The sequence below is a fragment of the Candidatus Omnitrophota bacterium genome, from assembly GCA_030650275.1.
Classification (GTDB): domain Bacteria; phylum Omnitrophota; class Gorgyraeia; order Zapsychrales; family Fredricksoniimonadaceae; genus JACPXN01.
In genome coordinates, this window is record JAUSEK010000005.1 from 45,574 (window position 1) to 68,374 (window position 22,801).

The 22,801-nt window shown below is 50.7% G+C and carries 23 protein-coding genes, 1 tRNA gene and 1 riboswitch; all 24 genes read left to right on the top strand.

Features of this window, described 5'->3' with window-relative positions:
* Window position 1: 1 nt before the first annotated feature.
* Window positions 2-268 (top strand): hypothetical protein, encoded by a 267-nt coding sequence (locus Q7K71_01385; protein MDO8674753.1) that lies wholly within the window; start codon window positions 2-4, stop codon window positions 266-268.
* The gene (locus tag Q7K71_01390; GenBank protein MDO8674754.1) at window positions 258-2,012 is read left to right on the top strand and encodes a TraM recognition domain-containing protein; all 1,755 of its coding nucleotides are present in this window, start codon (window positions 258-260) and stop codon (window positions 2,010-2,012) included. The genes Q7K71_01385 and Q7K71_01390 overlap by 11 nt, the downstream gene beginning before the upstream one ends.
* 21 nt (window positions 2,013-2,033) lie before the next feature.
* Window positions 2,034-2,231 carry a helix-turn-helix domain-containing protein gene (locus Q7K71_01395; GenBank protein MDO8674755.1) on the top strand — a complete coding sequence of 66 codons (198 nt, stop codon included), beginning with the start codon at window positions 2,034-2,036 and terminating at the stop codon, window positions 2,229-2,231.
* Window positions 2,232-2,344: 113 nt separating this feature from the next.
* The gene (locus Q7K71_01400; GenBank protein MDO8674756.1) at window positions 2,345-2,965 is read left to right on the top strand and encodes a nucleotidyltransferase domain-containing protein; all 621 of its coding nucleotides are present in this window, start codon (window positions 2,345-2,347) and stop codon (window positions 2,963-2,965) included.
* Window positions 2,962-3,369, top strand: coding sequence for a hypothetical protein (locus Q7K71_01405; protein MDO8674757.1), 408 nt, complete (start codon window positions 2,962-2,964; stop codon window positions 3,367-3,369). The genes Q7K71_01400 and Q7K71_01405 overlap by 4 nt, the downstream gene beginning before the upstream one ends.
* A gap of 74 nt (window positions 3,370-3,443) precedes the next feature.
* Window positions 3,444-4,634: a site-specific integrase gene (locus Q7K71_01410; protein ID MDO8674758.1), complete on the top strand. Its 1,191-nt coding sequence runs from the start codon at window positions 3,444-3,446 to the stop codon at window positions 4,632-4,634.
* Window positions 4,625-4,701 (top strand) — tRNA-Pro (locus Q7K71_01415). The genes Q7K71_01410 and Q7K71_01415 overlap by 10 nt, the downstream gene beginning before the upstream one ends.
* A gap of 82 nt (window positions 4,702-4,783) precedes the next feature.
* Complete coding sequence (locus tag Q7K71_01420; GenBank protein ID MDO8674759.1) at window positions 4,784-5,140, top strand: PilZ domain-containing protein; 357 nt, start codon at window positions 4,784-4,786, stop codon at window positions 5,138-5,140.
* Between the two features lie 21 nt (window positions 5,141-5,161).
* Complete coding sequence (locus tag Q7K71_01425) at window positions 5,162-6,457, top strand: homoserine dehydrogenase (protein MDO8674760.1); 1,296 nt, start codon at window positions 5,162-5,164, stop codon at window positions 6,455-6,457.
* Window positions 6,454-7,512, top strand: coding sequence for a threonine synthase (gene thrC / locus Q7K71_01430; GenBank protein ID MDO8674761.1), 1,059 nt, complete (start codon window positions 6,454-6,456; stop codon window positions 7,510-7,512). Before Q7K71_01425 ends, thrC begins: the two co-directional genes overlap by 4 nt.
* 1 nt (window position 7,513) lies before the next feature.
* Window positions 7,514-8,077: a phosphopantothenoylcysteine decarboxylase gene (locus tag Q7K71_01435; protein MDO8674762.1), complete on the top strand. Its 564-nt coding sequence runs from the start codon at window positions 7,514-7,516 to the stop codon at window positions 8,075-8,077.
* Window positions 8,078-8,143: 66 nt separating this feature from the next.
* Window positions 8,144-9,346 (top strand): cofactor-independent phosphoglycerate mutase, encoded by a 1,203-nt coding sequence (locus Q7K71_01440; protein MDO8674763.1) that lies wholly within the window; start codon window positions 8,144-8,146, stop codon window positions 9,344-9,346.
* 1 nt (window position 9,347) lies between these two features.
* On the top strand, window positions 9,348-10,571 hold the full coding sequence (locus Q7K71_01445; protein MDO8674764.1) for an aspartate kinase: 1,224 nt from the start codon (window positions 9,348-9,350) through the stop codon (window positions 10,569-10,571).
* A complete protein-coding gene (gene cimA / locus Q7K71_01450; GenBank protein MDO8674765.1) occupies window positions 10,571-12,139 on the top strand; it encodes a citramalate synthase in 1,569 nt (522 codons plus the stop codon). Before Q7K71_01445 ends, cimA begins: the two co-directional genes overlap by 1 nt.
* Window positions 12,140-12,225: 86 nt before the next feature.
* Window positions 12,226-14,865 carry a valine--tRNA ligase gene (locus Q7K71_01455; GenBank protein MDO8674766.1) on the top strand — a complete coding sequence of 880 codons (2,640 nt, stop codon included), beginning with the start codon at window positions 12,226-12,228 and terminating at the stop codon, window positions 14,863-14,865.
* A gap of 58 nt (window positions 14,866-14,923) precedes the next feature.
* A riboswitch (cyclic di-GMP riboswitch) is annotated at window positions 14,924-15,011 on the top strand.
* An 89-nt stretch (window positions 15,012-15,100) separates the two neighbouring features.
* Entirely contained in the window at window positions 15,101-15,487 is a 387-nt protein-coding gene (locus Q7K71_01460) for a hypothetical protein (GenBank protein MDO8674767.1), read from the top strand.
* The gene (locus Q7K71_01465; GenBank protein MDO8674768.1) at window positions 15,484-15,954 is read left to right on the top strand and encodes a prepilin-type N-terminal cleavage/methylation domain-containing protein; all 471 of its coding nucleotides are present in this window, start codon (window positions 15,484-15,486) and stop codon (window positions 15,952-15,954) included. The genes Q7K71_01460 and Q7K71_01465 overlap by 4 nt, the downstream gene beginning before the upstream one ends.
* Window positions 15,951-17,084 carry a hypothetical protein gene (locus Q7K71_01470; GenBank protein ID MDO8674769.1) on the top strand — a complete coding sequence of 378 codons (1,134 nt, stop codon included), beginning with the start codon at window positions 15,951-15,953 and terminating at the stop codon, window positions 17,082-17,084. The genes Q7K71_01465 and Q7K71_01470 overlap by 4 nt, the downstream gene beginning before the upstream one ends.
* A gap of 1 nt (window position 17,085) precedes the next feature.
* Window positions 17,086-17,577, top strand: coding sequence for a hypothetical protein (locus Q7K71_01475; GenBank protein MDO8674770.1), 492 nt, complete (start codon window positions 17,086-17,088; stop codon window positions 17,575-17,577).
* Between the two features lie 28 nt (window positions 17,578-17,605).
* Entirely contained in the window at window positions 17,606-18,448 is an 843-nt protein-coding gene (nadC, locus tag Q7K71_01480) for a carboxylating nicotinate-nucleotide diphosphorylase (protein MDO8674771.1), read from the top strand.
* The gene (locus Q7K71_01485) at window positions 18,445-19,128 is read left to right on the top strand and encodes a hypothetical protein (protein MDO8674772.1); all 684 of its coding nucleotides are present in this window, start codon (window positions 18,445-18,447) and stop codon (window positions 19,126-19,128) included. Before nadC ends, Q7K71_01485 begins: the two co-directional genes overlap by 4 nt.
* Window positions 19,129-19,171: 43 nt before the next feature.
* Window positions 19,172-20,014 carry an FAD binding domain-containing protein gene (locus Q7K71_01490; protein ID MDO8674773.1) on the top strand — a complete coding sequence of 281 codons (843 nt, stop codon included), beginning with the start codon at window positions 19,172-19,174 and terminating at the stop codon, window positions 20,012-20,014.
* Window positions 20,011-20,496 (top strand): (2Fe-2S)-binding protein, encoded by a 486-nt coding sequence (locus tag Q7K71_01495; protein MDO8674774.1) that lies wholly within the window; start codon window positions 20,011-20,013, stop codon window positions 20,494-20,496. The genes Q7K71_01490 and Q7K71_01495 overlap by 4 nt, the downstream gene beginning before the upstream one ends.
* A complete protein-coding gene (locus Q7K71_01500) occupies window positions 20,477-22,798 on the top strand; it encodes a molybdopterin-dependent oxidoreductase (GenBank protein MDO8674775.1) in 2,322 nt (773 codons plus the stop codon). The genes Q7K71_01495 and Q7K71_01500 overlap by 20 nt, the downstream gene beginning before the upstream one ends.
* Window positions 22,799-22,801 lie beyond the last annotated feature (3 nt).

Genomic DNA, 22,801 nt, shown 5'->3' on the forward strand with positions numbered 1-22,801 from the left:
CATGTCTTTGAAATTCGTGTCCTTATTATTTGTGATTGTCTTAAGCGGATGCGCTACCTGGGATGATCCTGACTTTAGTAAAACTTTGATTCCGTTCCCCGAACGACAGGCAGAAAAACACAAAGAGGAAAAGGCCTGGGTTGAGGCCAAGACCAGCCGGGCGTGGGTCAATGCTCATGTGGATGAGAACAGTGATCTTGTGGAAGGTCATTATAAACACATTGTGATAGAGGCCGGACATTGGGCGGTTAAGCCAGATGGAAAATAATAAAGAAAATAACACAGAGAATACCCGTGACTTTGGCCTTCTTGCCCTGATTTTCTTAGTAATTCTCTACCGTAAATACGGTGAGTGGGTCCAGGCAAAACTACAAGAGCCGTATTCTTTAGTATTGCTTGGATTGGCGGTGGCCTTGGCATTAGGACTGCTTTGGTGTACAGGGCACTACATCGAGAAATTAAGGAATCGTTTCAATATGTGGCGACTGGGCATTAAGCCCGCAAAAGATATAGCGTTTCCTTTTTATATTTTTGATCTACCAAAGCAATTGAAAGCCCTTTACCAGAAGGGGAATAATCTCGACATGACTCTTTTAGGAATGAATGCCGAAAAACGGAATAAAGAAATGGTCACCGTTTCCGATATTCAGCGAAGCCAGCATTTACAAATTCTAGGAATGACCGGCACAGGCAAGACCTCAGGGGTTTTCTTGCCTTTGATCTATCAGGACGCCTTGAAAAATCGTCCTGTTATCATCCTTGATGCCAAAGGAGAGTTATCATCCATTTACCAGCTTCATGCCATGCTGGCTTCTATTGGCAGGGCTGATGATTTTTTGCTGTTCTCGTTGGCGTACAAAGATATTTCCTGTACGTATAATCCGCTATTCGTGGGGGAGTGTGATCCCCAGATCGTCATAGATGCTTTTTTAAGTAATTTTCAAGATGACAATTCGTTTTATAGGGAAATGTCTAAAACGATATTCACAAATGCTTTTTACATTTTGCATTCGCTGGGCAAGCCTTTTACGGTCTTAGATATTTATGCTTATTTGACCAAACCATCCTGCTATAGCTTTATTAATAAACAGATCACAGACAAACACGGAAAAGGGATGACGCATTTAAAGTTACTGGAAGGATTGATCGAGCGTTTGAAGAACCAGCAAAATGGATTGGAAAATGTGATCGCGGGTTTTACCAACTATCTTTTTGCCCACCAGGACAGCACCCTCAATGACCCTGACAGCGATATTGTTTTAACTGATGCGATAAGACAACGGAAAATTGTGTATTTTCAGCTTCCGACGAATTCTTATCCCATCCAGGCTATAAGTATCGCCCGCATGGTACAGGCGAATTTGCGCTATATTTCTTCACTTATTCAAACAGGACAAATACCAAAAAATACATTGGTTAGTATTGTCATTGATGAATACGCTTCATTCGCCGAAGAGTCTTTTGTTGAGGTATTAAACAAGGCCCGCAGCAGCGGGATGATGGTGACCATAGCGCATCAAAGTTTAAGCGATTTAAAAGCCATATCCGTAACGTTCATGAAACGTATTGACGAAAATACTCTCAATAAAATTTATCTTAGGCAAACCGACCCGGAACTTTGCGAATTGATAGCCAAAAGCATGGGTACATACCTTAAAGAAGAAAAAACATACCGGATGACTGCGGGTAAGTTTGGTAATCAAATTTACAGCGGAGAATCGTCCAACCGTGTGGTCAATGAGTTTCACTTTCCGCCGGATAAAATCAAGAATTTGCATAAATTTGGCCAAGGATATTTTATTTATAGGGGAGACAACAGCCAGAAGTGCGTTAACTTGGGACATTTTGTTGATATGCCGGAATTGCAGTATAAGAGAAAAGAAAAAAAGAATAAAAGAGGTGGATTGCGGTTATTTGAGAAATACTATCTTAATTCGGCAAAGCCAAAATTGGAAAAACCTGAGAAAGATAATAAAGAAGATGGCGGAGCAAGGCCGCACATCGGAGATTGATTTCTACAAAGGACTGGTCATATGGGTTTTGCAATACTTGAAAAGCGTTATTTAGGAATGGTAGAATGTTCTGAATATATAGGTATTAGCAAGGGGACCCTTTATGTATGGGTGTGTCATAAAAGAATTCCTTACATAAAAGTTGGAAGACTGGTAAAATTTGATCTGAAAGTTATAGAAGCATGGCTCAAAGAAAATTCTGTAGCAAAATTGAATTGATTTTACCACTTACTGACTTCCTCTTTAGCATAGAAGCCGATTGACAAGTTTATTTTTGTCAGATATACTATGTCCAGATATATGGACGTATATCCATTTAACTGGACAACAAAATGAGATTTAATAAGCCCCTCAACCATATTTTAGACAGCCAGACAAAAACTATTTGTTTGCGACTGCTTTGTAACCATCCTACTGAAATAAACGGCAGGCAATTATCAAAGATTGTTAAGCTGTCGCCCACAACTGTTCATAAGGCCATGAAGGAATTAGCTAATGAACAGATCATTATTCTAAAGAATTATGGAAATTCTCATGTATATGAGTTAAATAAAGACAATAGGATTGTAGCGGAGATATTAAAACCCATGTTTAATAAAGAAAAAATACTGTTAGACAGCTTTATAAAAAACATTGTTCGGGGTATTAAAAGATCTGGATTTATAAATTCAATCTTTTCAATAGTGCTTTTTGGCAGCGTACAAAAAGGGACCGAAAAGCCCGGCAGCGATATAGATTTATGTGTTGTGGTCAAAGAACAAAAGGATAAAAAAAGGGTAGAAAATCTAATATTTAATATGAATTCCGGTTTAATGATCCCCCTAGGCATGGGTATTGAGCCTTACGTTAAGACTATCAGTGAATTTAAAAAAGATAAGGGATTGGGCGTTATTAAATCAATATTAAAATCTCATCGAATTGTGTGGGGTGAACGATTGGAGGGGGTAGTATGAGCGCGAAATCTTTAAAAAGTATCTATGTTTCTCAAAATGGGTATAAAGGTTTCCAAAATAAAGCCAATGATTTCTATCAAGTAATGCGATTATCGCTAGACGCTGGATTATGGAACGGAGTAGGTTTAAATGCGGCGCATTGTGTTATCTCCTTAAATGATGCTTTAACAGTCTACTTTTTGAGGAAAAGATTTAGTGGAGATGATCATCGGCATGCATCCCAGTTGCTCTCGCAAATACCCATTGATGGAGTTAAGCAATACGTTAATGCGTATGATAAAATAATTTCTAAGAAACATATGGTTGCTTATGAAGAACGTGAATTCAGACAATCCGAAGCATTGGAGATTGTTAAACAAACAGAAAGATTTTATCAGTGGGGCGTAGGTCAATTGCCACATTGAGAGATGTTGTATGCAAAACGATGTCCATAGCTTCAATAGTATATGCAAAATGAAGTTATAAAAGGTTGAATAATATGGCTGTCTTTAATCGTGTTTGTTGTCCAGGGTGCGGTCAAAATCATAATGTCTATAAAAGAGACGTTAAGGAAATCATTTGTACGCATTGCAAAGCAGAGATCAAAATCAGTTCCCGGGAGGGTAATTATTTTATCGAGCATTACTTCAACGGCAGGAGAAAAAGAGAGAAAGTAGGTTCCAGCCGAAAATTAGCTGAAACGGTTTTAGCCAAGCGTAAGGTCGAAATTGCTGAAGGCAAGTTTCTCGATGTTAACAAAAGTGAAAAGATCAAGTTTGAAATTTTTGGCAACGAGTTTATTAATGTCCATTCCAAGGTTAATAAAAAGAGTTGGCAGTCAGATCGCTACAATCTTAATAGCTTGGGTAAGTTTTTTGGAGGCAAATACCTTTACGAAATCAAAGTCAAAGATATCGAAGATTTCAAGTTGGAACGTTCTAAAACCGCTTCACCGGCTACAGTTAATCGGGAGCTGGCTACTTTAAAGACGTTATTTAATAAAGCGGTGCTTTGGGACAAGCTTAAAGAGACTCCTGCAAAAGCTGTTACTTTCTTGAGAGAGCCAAAAGGCCGGGTCCGGTTCCTGGAACGTGAGGAGATCGTTAAATTGCTTTCCAATTGCAATAAAAAGCTGCGACCCATTGTGGTTGTTGCCTTAAATACCGGGATGCGCAGAGGAGAGATTTTAGGCTTAAAATGGTCAGATGTTGATCTCAAAAGGGCTATTTTAACCCTCCATGACACCAAGAATGGTGAAAAGCGGGAAGTATACATAAATGAGCAGGTCAAGACGGCTTTGATTAGGATACCCAGGAATGCCCAAAGTCCTTATGTTTTCTGCGGTTCCAACGGAAAACCATACCAGGATGTTCGCAAATCATTCTGGACAGCCCTGCGTAAATCTGATATAAAAGAGTTTCATTTTCATGACCTGCGGCATACTTTCGCAAGCCAGTTGGTCATGGCCGGTATAGATCTAAATACAGTGCGAGAATTATTAGGCCATAAGGATATAAGAATGACATTGCGTTATAGCCATTTATCGGCAAGCCATAAAAAACATGCGGTGGACGTTTTAGGTAAAAAGATAGACACTTTTTGGACACTAGACGGTGATTCTAAAAGTAAGCAAAATTATGATTTATCGCAAGTTATTGGAAATAAACAACTAATGAGGTCCGGGACGTAGCGCAGTTGGCTAGCGCACTTGAATGGGGTTCAAGAGGCCGTGAGTTCAAATCTCACCGTCCCGACCATTTTAATTTAGGGAAGTGAGATTTGAAGCCGACCCGAGCGCCATTGGTCCAAGCGAGGGCGGCCGACTGCGGGGGAATACCAATGACAGACTCTTTCAAAGACCGCCGGCAGCATGTCCGTATTTACCGTAACTATATCCTTTCCTATCATTTAAAGGGGAAAGGCAACATCAAATACGAAATGTCGCAGGTCAATAATATCAGCAAAGGCGGGATCAATTTCATTGTCAACGCGCCCTTTGAGCCCGGCAGTGAACTGGTCATTGAGCTCAAGACGCCGTTTTTAGGCGACAACGTCACCCTGGAGGGGGTGGTCCTGGACTCAAAGGAAAAGATCCCGGGGCTCCTGTATGAGGCCAGGGTCCAATTCCATGAACTTTCGGCACAAGCCCAGGATGTTCTGGACAAGATCGAGCGTTATTCTTCCGAAAATAAATAAGGATAATCGTGTGAGGTTCGTATGGAACGCATCAATATCGGTTTGATCGGCTATGGCGTCATCGGACAAGGGGTCGTCAAGATCCTGAAAAGCCGCCGTAAATTCTATAAAGACAAATATCAAAAAGATTTCTTTATCAAGACCATCGCGGACCGCAGCATTGCCAAAAAACCCTCACCCGGTCTGGACAATACTTTTTTGACCCCGGACTATCATGCCGTGCTCAATGACAAGGATATTTCCATCGTCATTGAACTCATCGGCGGCATGAATCCGGCCAAGGACATCGCTTTGTCCGTTTTGCGTTCCGGGAAGCATTTGATCACCGCCAACAAGGAACTGATCGCCAATTGCGGCCAGGAACTTTTCAAAGAGGCCAATGCCGCCGGTAAAAGCGTTTATTTTGAATCCGCGGTCGGGGCCGGCATTCCCATCATCCGCACCATCACCGAGGGTCTGGCCGGCAATAAATTCAACGGCGTCTACGGGATCATCAACGGCACCTGCAATTATATTTTGACCGAAATGTCCCGGAGACAATTGACGTTCCAGCAGGCCCTGAAAGAAGCGCAGGAAAAAGGATATGCCGAAAGCAATCCGACTTTGGACATCAACGGCATGGACGCGGCGCACAAACTGGCTATTCTGGTTTTCTTGACCCAGGGGAAGTTCGTCGGGGTCAAGGATTTTTATACCGAGGGGATCAATCATATTTCCCACGAGGACATTGAATTCGCCGGTAACCTGAATCTGACCATACGGCTTTTGGCCATTGCCAAGAGGGTCGGCAATGAACTTGACGTGCGTGTGCATCCGACGCTGATCCCCAAAGAGCACGCGTTGGCCACGGTCAACGGTGTGGACAATGCCATCTTTTTGGATACCGACCCGCTGGGTGATATTTTCATTGAAGGTCAGGGCGCGGGGCAGATGACCGCGGCCTCCGGGGTCGTCAGCGATCTGGTCAATGTGGCCATGCGCAAAGACATGGCCATGCCGGTGTGGGCGGGCAACCCCATTGAAGAGGGGGAGGGCCTCACCATCCGCAAGATCGATGAAGTGGAGACCCGTTTTTACATCCGTTTCATGGTCATTGACAAACCCGGTGTTCTGGCGATCATCACCGGTGTTTTGGGCCAGCACAATATCAGCATCGCGTCCGTCACCCAGAAACAGGAAAATAAGGGCCTGACCGTTCCCGTGGTCATGTTGACCCATGGCGCCAAGGAACATCTGGTGCGCGAGGCACTGGAACAGATCAATCATCTGGCGGTGGTGCGCAGCAAACCCGTGGCCATCCGCATGGAGAAGTTATGATGGTCCGTTGGACAGGCGTCATTGAGCGTTACCGTGAATATCTGCCGGTTTCCCAAAAGACCCCGGTCGTCACCCTGCATGAAGGCAATACGCCTTTGATCCCGTCGGAAGAATTGTCCAAACGCACCGGCCTGCAGGTTTTCTTGAAATATGAGGGTTTAAACCCGACGGGGTCTTTCAAAGACCGCGGCATGACCATGGCCATTTCCAAGGCCGCTGAAAAAAAGGCCAGGGTGGTCATCTGCGCGTCCACCGGCAACACCTCGGCTTCGGCCGCGGCGTATGCCGCCCGTGCCGGGATGAAATGCGTTGTCCTGATCCCCAACGGCAACATTGCTCTGGGCAAATTGGCCCAGGCCATGGTGCATCAAGCACAGGTCATTGCCATTGACGGTAATTTTGACGATGCTTTAAACCTGGTCAAGGACATCGCGGCCCATTATCCGGTGGAACTGGTCAATTCCATCAATCCTTTCCGTATTGAAGGGCAAAAGACAGCCGCTTTTGAGATCTGTGATTTCTTAGGGGACGCCCCGGATTTTCATGCCATACCCGTTGGCAATGCCGGTAATATCACGGCGTATTGGAAAGGGTATCAAGAATACAAGTCCGCGGGCAAAAGCAAAATTTTGCCGAAAATGCTTGGATTCCAGGCCGCGGGCGCCGCGCCCATTGTTGAAAACCGTGTCATTAAAGATCCAGACACCATCGCGACTGCCATCCGCATCGGCAATCCGGCCAGTTGGAAGGCGGCGGTCGCGGCCCGCGACGAGTCCAAAGGAACGATCGACAAGGTGACGGACGCCCAGATCCTGGAGGCCTATCGTTTGATCGCCGGCGCCGGTATTTTCGCGGAACCGGCCAGCGCCGCATCCATTGCCGGCATTTTGAAGTTGACCCAAAGCGGGTATTTTGCTCAACACAAGGGCGGGCGCATTGTCTGCACCCTGACCGGGCATGGACTTAAAGATCCCGGCACAGCCATGAAGGACCTGCCCCAGCCGCCGGTTGTTGCCGCGGACCGCAAAGCCATTTTATCGCTCATAGGATTGTGACATGAGGGTCTTGATCACATGCGGGCCAACCTGGGTTCCTATTGACCGCGTTCGGGTGATCAGCAACCGTTCAACGGGGGAAATGGGCCGTGCCCTGGCCCGGGCGTTCCTGAAACGCAAAGCGCACGTGACTCTGCTTGAGGGGCCGATGGCTTTTGATGAACTCAAAAGCGTTCTTAAGAAAGAAGTGCAAAAGGGGCATGACGTTGTCATTCACGCGGCCGCTGTTTCGGATTTTAAACTTAAAACGCCGCTGAAGGGAAAGGTCAGTTCCCGCAAACCCCTGGTCCTGAAATTGACACCGACCCCCAAGATCATCGCGTTGATCAAAAAATGGTCGCCGCGGACATTTTTGGTGGGGTTTAAATTGGAGCCCGGCCTGACACGTTCACGCGTACGGCGTTTGACACAGGAACTTTTCAGGACGGGCTGTGATCTGGTGGTGGCCAACACCGTTGAAAACGGATACAAAGGTTTTATTGTGGATGCGGACGGCCATATTCTGGCGCAGGCGTCGAAAAAAAAGAAAATCGCAGAATTGTTGGTAAAATTATTAATTCGTTAATGTAGGGGCGATGCTTGTCATCGCCCGCGATGAGGGCGAACACAAGGTTCGCCCCTACGGTCAATCATGAAATATATCATTCTTGTTCCTGACGGTGTAGCGGATGAACCGTGCGCTCAACTCAACGGCAAGACGCCTTTGGAAGCCGCCCATACCGTTAACATGGATGACATGGCCCGCAACGGTCTGTGCGGGCTCGTTAAGACCATTCCCGATGGTTTGGCGCCGGGATCGGATGTTGGTAATTTAGCTCTCCTGGGCTACGATCCCAGGGTCAATTTTTCCGGACGGGCGCCTTTGGAAGCCGCGAACATGGGCGTCATCCTGAAAGCCGATGAGGTGGCGTTCCGTTGTAATCTGGTCACCGTCATCGACGGGAAGATGGTGGATTATAGCGCGGGACACATTGATTCCGAGGAAGCCAGAAATTTGATCGAGGACCTGCAGCGGGCCATTGACTGGCCGGACGTGCGTTTTTATGCGGGCAAGGGTTACCGGCATTTGATGGTCATTAAAAGTTTGAACGTTGAGAAATTGTCCGCGATCAAGACCATGGCGCCGCACGATATTCCGGGTCAGCCCGTCGCCGGCCATTTGCCGTCGGGCCCGCAAAGCGAGATCCTGTTGACCCTGATGGAAAAATCCAGGAAGATCCTGGGCGGGCACGCGATCAACCATGCCCGTGAGGGCCTGGGGGACAAGCCGGCCAATCAGATCTGGCTGTGGGGGCAGGGGAAAAAACCGGACCTTCCGTCGTTCAAGGAACGCTGGGATCTGACCGGCGCGGTGATCTCGGCGGTGGACCTGGTCAACGGCATCGGCCGCCTGGCCGGTTTGAAAGTCATCACCGTGCCCGGAGCCAACGGCTATTACGATACCAATTACAAGGGAAAAGCCGAATATGCGCTGGAGGCCCTGAAAGACCATGATCTTGTGTACGTGCACGTGGAAGCCCCCGACGAGGCCGGACATAACGGGGACCTTAAGATGAAGATGGAAACGATCGAACGTTTTGACCGGGACCTGGTCGGTACCATCTTGAACCGTTACGGCAAGAACGATGACGCGCGTATTCTGGTGACCCCTGACCATCCGACCCCGGTGGCCAAACGGACCCACACGTCATCCCCGGTGCCGTTCGTGATGTTCGGCCGCGGCATCAAGTCCAATGGCGCGGTCCAATACGGAGAAACAGCCGCGGCCAAGAACGGATTGAAATTCCAAAGCGGCGAAGAGATGATGCGTTATTTTTTGAAAACAGGGAATTGATATGGAAAAAGAGATCGTTGTCCAGAAATTCGGCGGGTCCTCAGTGGCTGACGTTGAACGCATCAAGAACGTGGCCAGCCGGGTCGTCTCCTATAAGGACAAACATACCGATATCGTGGTCGTTGTTTCCGCGCTGGGGGACACGACGGATGAACTGGAGTCGCTGGCGTTCCAATTGAGCCAAGATCCGCCTGAACGCGAGATGGACATGCTGTTGTCCACCGGCGAACAGATCTCCTGCGCTCTTCTGGCCATGGCCATCAAGGAATTGGGATATGACGCCATTTCCTATACGGGCCGGCAGGTGGGCATCAAGACGGACAAGACGCATACCAAGGCGCGCATCATCACCATTGACGACAAACGGATCCGCAGGGCTTTCAAGGACAACAAGATCGTCATCGTGGCCGGTTATCAGGGCGTGACGTCCCAGGACGATATCACCACCCTGGGGCGCGGCGGTTCGGATCTGACCGCGGTGGCGCTGGCCAAAGCGTTAAGGGCGAAGGTCTGCGAGATCTACACCGACGTGGACGGCATTTATACCGCTGACCCGCGCATTGTGCCTGAAGCCCGCAAGATCAAACAGATCACGTTTGATGAGATGCTGGAAATGGCTTCTTTGGGCGCGCAGGTCATGCAGGCGCGTTCCATCGAGGTGGCCAAACGTTTCAACATTCCCTTATACGTTCGTTCGAGCTTTTCAAAGGAGGAAGGGACCATGATCGTCAAAGAAACCGAGAAAATGGAAGAGATCGCCGTGCGGGGGATCACCTGCAATAAGGGCGAGGCCAAGGTCACCATTTGTTCTGTTCCGGACAAGCCGGGCATCGCGGCGAAGATATTCGGGGAGATCTCCAAGAGCGGCATCAACGTGGACACGATCGTCCAGAACGTTCCGCACGACCGGTTGTCCGATATTTCTTTCACCGTGCCCAAGACAGATCTCAACGAGACCATCAAGGTGACCACCGCCATCGGCAAAAAGATCGGTGCCGGGGAAATCTTGGAGGACAGGAACATCGCCCGCGTTTCCCTGGTCGGGTCGGGCATGCGTTCGCACAGCGGCATCGCGGCCAGGATGTTCAAGACATTGGCGGACAATGCCATCAACATCGAGATGATCTCCACGTCCGAGATCAGCGTGTCCTGCATCATCCAGCAGGACCTGGCGGACAAGGCGGTCAGATCTCTGCACAAGGCGTTCAAATTAGAGGCCATTTAATGTCCAAAGTTATCATCTACGATACAACCTTGCGCGACGGTTCGCAGACCGAGGGCGTGTCTTATACCGTCAGCGACAAGGTCAAGATCACCGAGAAGCTCGATGAGCTGGGCGTGCATTACATCGAGGGCGGGTGGCCGGGCTCTAATCCCAAGGACAAAGAATTTTTTGAGTTGATGAAGCTCCGCAAGCTCAAGAACGCGGTTTTGGCTTCTTTCGGTTCCACGCGCCGGGCGAATGTCAAGCCGGGGGATGACAATAATCTCAAAGAATTGGTCGCTTCCCAAACAAAAACCGTGACCATTTTCGGCAAGTCATGGGACCTGCATGTCACCGATGTCATCAAGACAACACTGGCCGAAAATTTGAAAATGATCGGGGACAGCGTGGCTTTCCTCAAAAGCCACCGGTTGGAAGTGTTTTACGATGCCGAGCATTTTTTCGACGGGTATAAACATAATCCGGCCTATGCCCTGAAGACCGTTTTGGCCGCGCAAAAGGCCAAGGCCGATTGTATCATTTTGTGCGATACCAACGGCGGCACCTTGCCCGAAGAAGTGACCAGGATCGTCAAGGAGGTCAAAAAGAAAATCAGGACGCCTTTGGGGATTCACACCCATAATGATATGGACCTGGCGGTGGCCAATACCCTGGCCGGCGTCAATGCCGGATGCGTGCAGGTGCAGGGGACGTTCAATGGTCTGGGCGAACGCTGCGGCAACGCGGACTTATGCACCGTCATCGCCATCCTGCACACCAAGATGAAAAAAACATCCATCCCGGAAAACAAGATCAAACATTTGATGGAGACGTCGTATTATTTGAGCGAGGTGAGCAATTATACGCTTTCCAATAACCACGCGTTCGTGGGGCACGCGGCTTTTGCCCACAAGGGCGGGGTGCACATTGATGCCATCCTTAAGAACCCGATGGCCTATGAACACATCGAACCGTCCATTGTCGGCAATCACCGCCGTCTTTTGACCTCTGAATTGGCGGGCAAGATGCCCATCATCCTCAAGGCGCAGAAGATGAACATCACTCTGGACAAGAATTCCGAACAGACCAAGAAGCTCCTCGCGGACCTTCAGCAGTACGAGCATGCCGGTTATCAGTTTGAGGCCGCGGACGCGTCCTTCGAATTGTTCATGAAACGCCGTTTGGGCCAGTACCAGCCGTTCTATCATCTGGACGGGTTCAAGGTCTTTACCGAGAAGAAACCCGACGGCACGGTCGCGGCCGGGGCCACGGTGCGTTTGAAGGTCAACGGCCATGACGAGATCGCCACCGTTGAAGGCCATGGTCCGGTTGAGGTCCTGGACAGGGCCCTGCGCGGCGCTTTGAAAAAGTTCTATCCGGCCCTGGAAGACATGCACCTTTCGGATTACAAGGTGCGTGTTTTGGACAGCAAGGAAGGGACCGGCGCCAAGGTGCGCGTTTTGATCGAATCACAGGACACGAAGGATTCGTGGACAACCGTCGGCGTCCACGAAAACGTCATTGAAGCCAGTTGGGAAGCGTTGGCGGACAGCATTGAGTACAAACTCTTGAAAGATAAGAAAGTTTAGGACGGGTCCTGTCTTCGGTTTTCCCCCAGCGTGCTCGTTCCTGCGCGCGCCGGGGGGCCCCCTACCGAAGCCACCCGTACCACACCATGGAACTCCCCTCTCGTTATAATTTCCAGGAAACTGAATCTAAGTGGCTTAAGGTGTGGAAGGACGGCAATGTGTTTCATGCCGTCCCTGATCCCAAGAAAAAGCCATTTACCGTCGTTATTCCTCCGCCCAATGTGACCGGGATCCTGCACATGGGTCACGCGTTGAACAATACCCTTCAGGACATCTTGGTCCGGTATAAACGCATGAACGGTTTTTGCGCCCTGTGGATGCCGGGCACCGACCATGCCGGCATTGCCACCCAGAACGTTGTTGAGAAAGAACTGGCCAAGGAGGGCAAACACCGCCGGGACGTGGGGCGGGAGGCCTTCATTCAACGGCTGTGGGCGTGGAAAAAAGAATACGGGGACACCATTGTCCATCAATTGGAAAAATTGGGATCGTCCTGCGACTGGCCGCGCGCGCGTTTCACCATGGACGATGCTTACAGCGAGGCGGTCAAAGAGGCGTTCATTCACTTGTATGACAAGGGTTTGATTTACCGGGGGGAACGTATTATCAACTGGTGCCCCCGCTGCCAGACCGCGTTGTCCGACGAAGAAGCAGAGCATAAAGAGAAAAACGGCAAACTGTATCACATCCGTTACCCATTGAAGGCAAATCCCGCAGAAGGTATCACCGTTGCCACGACGCGTCCGGAGACCATGCTCGGTGATACGGCTGTTGCCGTTCATCCCAAAGACAAACGTTACCGTAATGCCGTTGGTCAGGAACTGGCCCTGCCTTTGACCGGGCGGGTGATCAAGGTCATCACGGATGATCTTGTGGCCATGGAATTCGGCACCGGTGCTGTCAAGGTGACCCCGGCCCATGACCCCAACGATTTTGCCATGGGCCAGCGGCACAATTTGGAATTCATCAATGTCATGCACCCTGACGGCCGCATCAATGAAAAGGGCGGTAAATTCAGCGGTTTGGATCGTTTTGAAGCGCGTAAAAAGATCGTGGCTCAATTGGAAGAAGAAGGGCTGCTGGTCAAGACCGAAGACCACAAGCACGCGGTCGGTCATTGCTACCGCTGCGACACCGTTGTTGAACCGTATTTGTCCAAGCAATGGTTCGTCAAGATGGCGCCGTTGGCCGGGCCGGCTTTGCAAGCGGTGAAGAAAGGGACCATCCGCATCCGTCCTGAATATTGGGAAAAGGTGTATGTCAATTGGCTGACGGAGATCCGCGACTGGTGCATTTCCCGTCAGATCTGGTGGGGGCATCGCATTCCGGTGTGGTATTGTGTGGGGGATGACAAATGCCTTTTAAAATGCAAAGAGCCCATTGTCAGCAGGACTACTCCCCAACGCTGTCCCCACTGCGGTTCAACCAACCTTAAACAAGATGAAGATGTGCTGGACACCTGGTTTTCCTCGTGGCTGTGGCCGTTCGCGACCTTGGGCTGGCCCAGGGACAATGCTGACCTGAAATATTTTTACCCGACCAACACGCTATTCACCGCCTCGGAAATCATTTTCTTTTGGGTGGCGCGCATGATCATGGCCGGCTATGAATTCATGGGCAAAGCGCCGTTCACGGAAGTGTTCATCCACGGCACGGTGCGCGATGCTCGTGGCCGCAAAATGTCCAAGTCCTTAGGCAACGCCATTGACCCGCTGGAGATCATTGAGGAATACGGGGCGGATGCTCTGCGTTTCAGTTTGATCATCAATTCCGGCCAGGACATTTTTATTTCCAAGGAAAAATTTGAGATCGGCCGCAATTTTGCCAATAAAATTTGGAATGCGGCACGTCTCGTGTTGGCCAAATGTTCTGACGTAGGGGCGTATAGCGATACGCCCCTGCATGCAAATGAATTAGATCTGCCGTCGAGGTGGATCGTATCGCGTTTTTATCAGACGTTGGAAGGCGTCAGCAGCGCCATTGAGACGTTCCGTTACTCCGAGGCCGAAAATCTCATTTATGAATTCTTTTGGGGAGATTTTTGCGACTGGTATCTGGAACTGGCCAAACCGAAATTTGATGACAAGCAGGTGCAGAAAACGGCCGTATTCATTCTTAAGAATTCTCTTAAAATGATGCACCCGTTCATCCCGTTCGTGACCGAAGAGATCTACAGACACATGGGTCCCAAAGAAGAATGTTTGTCTGCCGCGTCCTGGCCTGTCCGTCAAAAAGGGGACATGGACCATAAGGCCGCGCAAGACATGCAGACCGTCATTGATCTGATCGGGGCTTTGCGCAATATCCGCACCCAGTGGAATATGGACCCCAAGGAAACAATGGACGCGTTTGTCGTTCCTGTTGACCGTAAAGAGGAGGAGCTGGTCACGGCTTATGCCGCGGATGTCCGGCGCATGGCCCGTTTGAAAGACCTGACCATAGATACCAAAGCCCCGTCCTTGAGGGACTGCGCCACGGCCCTGGTGGGGCAGACGAAGGTGTTTGTGCCTTTGGCCGGTATTGTGGACCTGGCTAAAGAAAAGAAGAAAATGGCGGATGATATTGCCCAAAAAACCAAGGCCATCCAGGCCTTAGAAGGGCGCTTGAACAATGAGGCCTTTACCTCCAAGGCCCCTACGGACGTCATCGCCAAGGAGCGCGAGCGCCTGGAAACCCTTACCAAAGAAACTGCCCAATTAAATCAGGTTTTGGCCAATTTAAAGTAGTTATTAGGAAAGCGTTTGCCTGGTTTGCATTCACAGGCGCAGGTGTTATCCTTTAAGTGAGAGAAAAGAGCAAACCCGTCGAAAGGCGGGGACGCAAAGGATCGGGCCTAAACCCTTTAGGGGGCATGGCAGTCGAGCGCGCCTCTGAAATGTTTGAGTTTAACGATATCCAGACGTGCGTTCGATTTTAGCAACGCTGTCTGGATTTTATTTTTGGGAGGTTTATAATAAATGTATGGTTAAAATATCCAATGATCAGGGGTTGACGATGGCGGAACTGATCGTCACGATCTTTGTTCTGGGTGTGACTTTATCAAGCATCCTGATGTTCTTTACCAACGCGCGTGTGGCCGAGCAATACGCCCGCGACTCCACGGTGGCGACGTCCCACGGGGAATACCTGATGGAGGAAATGAGGGCGCGCACCACACTGGCCAATATCATCGCTACGGACTGGCCGGCCTGGACCGTGACGAAGGGATTGAACACCCTTCCCACGGAGACCATCAACACGGTCTACACCAATTCTTCGGCCGACCCTTTGGAGATCACGGTCAATGTCGGGTGGGTGCGTAACGCGCGCACTTATTTGTACAGTTTACTGACGAGGATGACAAAATGAGGACGAACAGCGGTTTTTCAATGGTGGAAATGCTCGTGGTCGTCGGCATCTTTACGATGATGATGGCCGGGCTTTACACTGCTTTGGCCGCCGGCAATGTCTCGTGGCAGGCCAGCGAGAACGGGGTCGCCATCCAGAGGGACGCCCGCAACGCTTTGTGGGTCATGGCCAAGGACTTGCGCAAGGGTTCAGGCGCCGCCATTACCCAGTCCGTAGGGTCAACCACGCTGATATTCACACACCCGACGGATGGCAGCGTCACGTACACGTGGTCCGACAGCGGGGCCAATGCCAAAAAATTGATCCGTCAAATGACCGCTTCTTCGCGTATTTTGGCCAATAACATTTCCGCGCTGACGTTCACAGACCAGACAACGTCCATTTTGATCAGCACGACGGTGACCCGTTCTCCGACCGTGGGCCCGTCCGCCAGCTTGACTTTGTCGCAGGAGGTGGCTTACCGATGAAAACGCCTATCTTACATAATTCCAAAGGCATTACGTTCGTGACTTCCTTAATGGTGGTCACGGTCCTGATCCTGTTGTCCGCGGGGTATATGATCTCCCTCATGACGGAATTCAGCACGGCCAAACGCTATCAGGACAGCACCAAGGCGCTCTGGTTAAGCGAGGCCGGGCTGGCTTATTATATGAAGAACCCGACGATGCTGGACTCCGCGCCGCAAACGCAGACATTTTCATCGGGCTCGGTGTATATCAGCAAGGATGATTCCAGCGGTTCGCGGGAAGTGACTTTTTTAGGGACGGTTAACGGGAGCACCCGGAGCATCAAAGCGACCTTCCAGCCTTTTCCTCCGGATGTTTTTAATAATACAATGGCATCGGGGCACAATATCGTTTTAAGCGGTCTTTTGGCGACCATGAAGGTTTATGGGACGACGAAAATTTCCGGGGCTTATTCCCAAAGCGGTTTCTTGGCCTCGGGCTGGTTTGAAAGTAAGACCGAAGGAGTTGCCAGTGCTCAAACGACTTTGAAATTCCCGGACTCCAACGTTAACGGCACGCCCGATGAATTCAATGATTTTAAGGCCTTTTATCAGAACCTGGCCTCAACATACGCGCCCAGTGAAGTGGCGTACATTCAAAGCAGCGGTACGGTCAATATTGTGCCCAATTCATATCTTGCCGGAAAGAAATTGATCTATGTGGAAGGGGCCACGGCCGGCAGCGGGGACGTCAACATCCTTTTTGACGCCTCCTGGCAGGACAATGAAAATGTGACCGTGGTTTCAACCGGAGATATCACCTATCTTCAACCCCTGCAAGATACGGCCAATTCCAAGATGAATATGGTGGCCTGGGAGGATTATAATGAGGCCTCCATCCTGTCAAGCACGCATGCGGGCGTGACCTATGCCCACGATGATGCCAATTATTTTTCCATATTCAGTTTGTCCACGACGACCGGTAACGTGATCGCCAATGACAATATCGCCGCGCTGGAGGTCTTATCGGACAAACGTTTTTATTACAATAATCCGGTCAGCGATAGCCAGGTGCCGCCCGGTTTTGAAGGGTTGATCTCTCAATCCGCGTCCGGTTTTCAGACAGAACCATCCTTATGGCAGGAGATCTGAAATGACAAAACGCTGGCAATGGATCATTTTGGCCATGTTGGCGGGGCTTATTGTGATGCGTTTTTGGGGCCCAAAGGCCCCCTTACACAAGGAGCCTGTTAATGCCGGTGTGCAGATACAAGCGGAAACAACTCCTGTTCCCGTTACGCCTAAAAGAAAATTAGTTCCCGAAGACCCGGCCAAATACGGTATGGTCGTCATAGCGCCCGGTGCCGAACCCGAAAACCAGGAGGAATGGGATCGCTTCATGCAAAAGGCCATCGTGGAGCAGAAAATTTTGGAAACCCCTGAAGCCCAAAAAATGTTGGCGGAAACAAAAATGCCGCAAGAACAATACCGTCAAACTATGGACAAGGTTGACGCGGACATCGCCAAATTTGAAAAAATGGCAGGGGAGGGCCCTTTTGACCCCGAGACAAAAAAACGCCTGCAGGTCCTCTACCAGTTGAGGTCCTTGAGCAAACTGCTTGAGAAAAAAGTCACCCAGCCCTAAGCCGATTTTGTGTTATAATGACCCCTTCATGAAAACCGCTGATATCCGTAAGATCGTGTCTTTAGCCCTGTCCGAGGACATAGGCCGGGGGGACGTGACCACCGATGCTTTGGTCCCGCGGGGCCGCAAAGCCGTGGTCCGTGTTGTTTTTAGGTCTCCCGGCGTTGTTTGCGGGCTTGGGCTAGCAGCCATGGCCTTTAAGTTGCTGGACCCCAAGGTCCGTTTTAAACCCCTGGTCCGTGACGGTGTTTTTTTGTCCAAGCCGGGACCTATTGCCCGTATCGAAGGTCCGGCCAGGGCCATTTTGACCGGGGAACGCGTGGCCTTGAATTTTCTGGGACGGCTTTCAGGCATTGCCACGCTCACGCGAAGGTTCGTTCAAAAGATCAGACCGTATAAGGCCATTATTTTAGATACCCGTAAAACGATCCCGTTGCTGCGCACGCTTGAACGTTACGCGGTCCGTTGCGGGGGAGGGACCAATCACCGTTTTGACCTGGGTGTTGCGGTCCTGATCAAGGACAATCACCGCGCTTTTTGTTCCCCGGCCATGAGCATTCCGGCGATGGTTTCCCGCGTCCGGAAAAAGAGCGGCCGGATCGAGGTGGAAGCAGACAATATGAAACAGGTGCGCGCGGCCCTGACCTCGTCGGCGGACATCATTTTGCTGGATAATATGAGCCCGGGTCAAACGCGCAAAACCGTCTTATTGCGCGATCGCATGAGACCCAATGTTCACCTGGAGTCATCCGGCGGCATCACCCTGGCCAATGTCCGCGCTTACGCGGCCGCCGGAGTGGAGCGCATTTCCGTCGGCGCTTTGACCCATTCTTCCAAAGCCGTTGATGTTTCCATGGAGTTTATGTCATGAGAGTGTTCGTGTTGGCCCTGTATGCGCTGTGCTGCTGGATGCCCGCAGGCGTAGCCCAGCAGGCGAAAGGCCCTGTCCCTGCTGACGCAACGGAGATGGGTAACGCCATTTTTGATGATGAGGCCTTGCTGGACGGCTACGCGCAAAAATACGCGGATGAGCCCAAGGACATCCTTTTGGCCATGGTCGCTGATCATTCCGTGGGCGCCTACAAAAGTGCTGCCGCGATCCGCGTTTTCCGCCTGAAATACGCGGACCAGGTGTTGTCCGCTGAAAAACCGGTGGTCTTAAGAACATTGTTGCGCCGTCTCAACCGTACGGATTCAGCGTTCGTGCAGGTGGAGATCATGCACACGCTGGTGGTTGTGGACCGTTACCAGTATTTTGAACCAATGACATCGGCGCTCATCCAGAAAATGGACCATTATAACAACGTCGTCAGCGCCAATGCCTATGAGGCCTTGGATTTCATCACTAAAGGCAGTACGCGCGCCAGGGAGGCCAGGATCGTATTCAATATCATCCGCAAGACCCTGTTTTTGTCGCGCAAACGTCTGGAAAATGTCAATGAACCGGGTGACCGGCTGAAGGCAAAATTGTCCCTGCTGCGCTGGTCCATCAAGGTTTTGGGCACGCAGGAATTGAAACGCCTGCCGTCGGGGGTGATACGGCTTTTATAAATCGCCTACACAAAAACCCGTACATTTGCTATACTCTAAGAATATGCTGCTCAACCAATTAACATTCCATGCCCCTAAAACCGTTCCTGAAGCGGCCAAACTGCTCGCGGACCTTAAAGACGTCAAGATCCTGGCCGGAGGGACCTTCCTTTTGAACAGTTTGAAACTTTTAAAGACCAAGGGAATAAAAACAGCGGCCCATGTCTTGAGTTTGGCCGCAATTGAAGACCTTAAAGGGATCAGCGTTGACCCCAAGGGCCTGACCATCCGCTCCATGACCACCATCACCGAGATCTTTGAAAGCCCTCATCTGAAGGACAATTTTCAGGTTTTGCGCACGGTGTGCCACAATATTTCAACGACGCCCATCCGCAATATGGCGACCTTCGGCGGTAATTTGACCTGCCGCTATACCTGGACGGAAATGCCGGCAGTCATGATCGCCCTGGATGCCCGGATGCATTTCATAGGTCCGGACGGAATGTCCCATGAAACGGGCGCGGAAGATTTTTTCAAGAACGCGGCCCGCACGGATAAAATATTCACTCACGCGTATATTCCCCGTGATACAGGCGCGTCCATTGCTTACCGCCGGGTCAAAAAAATGTCCGACGTGGACGTGCCTTTATTGTCTTTGTGCGTCAAAACGAATTTGAAAGGCAAACAATGGTCCAATACGCGCGTCTCCATCAACAGCACAACGGTTTTTGCCCAGCGGGACATCCAACTGGAAGAATTTTTGAATAGCTCCCAGTCGCATCCAAAGTTGGGGGAGGAGGCGCTCAAACATTTGACCGCTTCCATTTATGACACCCGCAGCAGTGAATACAAACAGCATATGTTCCGTGTCTGCATCAAAACAGCTGTTGAGGAGATCGGCCGATGATCGTTTCGCTAAACATTAACGGCCAAAAGCACGACCTGGACCTGAAGGGCAATGAAACTCTTTTGGAGGTCCTGCGCGACCGGCTGTCAATGACAGGCACCAAGACCGCGTGTCAGGAAAGCGAATGCGGCACCTGCACCGTCATGATCAACGGCAGGGCTATTTTGTCGTGCATCACTCTGGCGGTCAATTGTCAGGGCAACCGGATCACGACCATTGAGGGTCTGGCCAAAGGAGATGTGTTGCATCCGGTCCAGCAGGCCTATTTGGATTGCGGGGCCGTGCAATGCGGGTTTTGCATCCCCGGCCTCATCATGTCAACCACCGCTTTATTAGAAAAGAACCCTAAGCCCTCGCAGGAAGAGATCGAATATGCCCTGGACGGCAACATTTGCCGCTGTGCCGGGTATCCGAAGATCTTTGACGCTGTGCGCGAAGCAGGCAGGGTGATGGGCAAAAGCCATGAAAACAAAGATCAATAAAGAATACATTGACCCGGTCGGAAAAAGCGTGCCCCGCATTGACGGCAGGGGCATTGTCACCGGCCAGACCAAATACGCGTTTGACGTGGCTTTTCCCAACATGCTCGTCGGAAAAATGCTGCGTTCCCCGCATGCCCACGCGCGCATCATTAGCATTGATACCTCTAAAGCCGAAGCATTGCCCGGGGTCAAGGCCATCATCACGGCCAGGGACACCGGCTTGATCAAGTTCGGTTCCAATGAATATTTCTTTCCGCACACCGTGGACCAGATGGCGCTTGAGGCGGACAAGGTGCGCTATATCGGCGATGAGATCGGCGCTGTGGCTGCCGTGGATGAAGAGACCGCGGATGAGGCGCTCAAACTCATCGACGTAAAATATGAAATCTTGCCGGCTGTCTTTGACATTGAAGAAGCCATCAAGCCCGGCGCCCCGCAGATCCATGAATCCATGAACAATATCGCGGTCATTTTGCCGGTCAATTTCGGCAACCCGGAACGGGCCATGAAAGAATCTGACTATGTGCGCGAAGACAGGTTTTGGTGTCCGGCCGCCCATCACGCCGCCCTGGAGCCGCATGTCTGCGTGGGGCAATGGGAGACATTTTCCAATAAGATCACGCTGTGGTCGTCCAGCCAGGCGCCGTTCAAATGCCGCGAGGCCTTGGCCAAGACATTGAAGATGGACCTCAACGACGTGCGCGTCATCAAGATGGCGGTCGGCGGCGGTTTTGGCGGGAAACTGGAAATGCTGCCCATGGATTTCGCGGCCTGCCTTTTGTCAAAAAAAGCCGGCGGCTTGCCGGTCAAAATTTCTTTGAGCCGCGAGGAAGAATTTATCAGCACCCGCCGCAAGCACGGCATGATCTATAAAATAAAGACAGGGGTCAAGAAAGACGGCACCATCATGGCCATCACCGGTGAGGTTTTGGCGGACGGCGGGGCGTATTGCAGTTATGGCCCGACGGTATTGGCCGCGGCCATCATGCGCATTTTCATGGTGTATAAGATCCAGCATTTCCGCATGAGCGGTTATCGTGTTTATACCAATACACCTGTCAGCGGGGCCATGCGCGGCTTCGGCGGCGTGCAAAGCGGGTTTGCCATTGAATCCCACATGGACATGATCGCCAGGGACTTAGGCATGGACGCGGTGGAATTCCGTCTGAAGAACATCACAACGCCCAACATGGTCACGATCAACAAGATGGTCCTGACCACCAATGGTCTACGCGAATGCATTGAAAAGGCCTGCGCCGCGGCCCAGTGGACCAAAAAACGGGGCAAACAGAAAAAATTGTGCCGGGGCATCGGCATCGGCATTGCCGCTGATGTCATGGGTTCTAAAATGTACAAGTCGCACGAGAGCGCCGGGTCCATCGTCAAGGTGGAAGAGGACGGGTCGGTGTATTTATTTACCGGTGCCGCGGACACGGGACAGGGGTCCAATACCGCGCTTTCGCAGATCGCGGCCCAGGAATTGGGGGTCAGCTACAGCCGCATCAAATGCAAATCCGGGGACACGGAGATCACCCCATTTGACACGGGCAGTTTTGCCAGCCGTGTCACGTTCATTTCCGGCAACGCGACCGTGTTGGCCGCGCGCGACGCTAAAAAACAAATTTTAGACATCGTGGCCAAAGAGCATGGCCTTGACCCGGATGATCTGGATATCAAGTCGGAAAAGGTCGTTGTTAAGAAAGACAACAGCGTCCTTATGAATTTTGACAAAGCGCTGGAATTATGCTCTTCATTCAATTACGGCAAGCAGATCATCGGCAGGGGCAGTTATAATCCCAAGACAACTCCCATTGATTTTCGCACCGGTGAGGGAAATGTTTCTGGCAGTTATGGATTTGAGGCGCAGATCGCGGAAGTGGAAGTCAACAAAGAGACCGGCCAGGTGAAAATTCTGGCCATGTGGGACGCGCATGACATCGGCAAGGCCATCAATCCCCAGTCCGTGGAAGCGCAGATCGAGGGTTCCCTGGCCATGGGCATCGGTTATACGTTTTATGAGGACCTGCGGTTCAAGAACGGCAGGGTCGCCAACGGCAATTTTGCCAATTACCGTTTGCCGCGCTCCATCGGCACGCCCCCCATGCATACGATCCTGGTGGAAACCAATGACCCTGAAGGGCCGTTTGGCGCCAAGGGCATGGGGGAGGCGTCGCTTCTGCCCACGTCCGCCGCGATTGCCAATGCCATTGAAGACGCCATCGGCGTGCGCATCAAGGACCTGCCCATCACACCGGACAAAATTATTAAAGCGTTAAAAGAGACAGAAAAAATATTGTCTTAACCC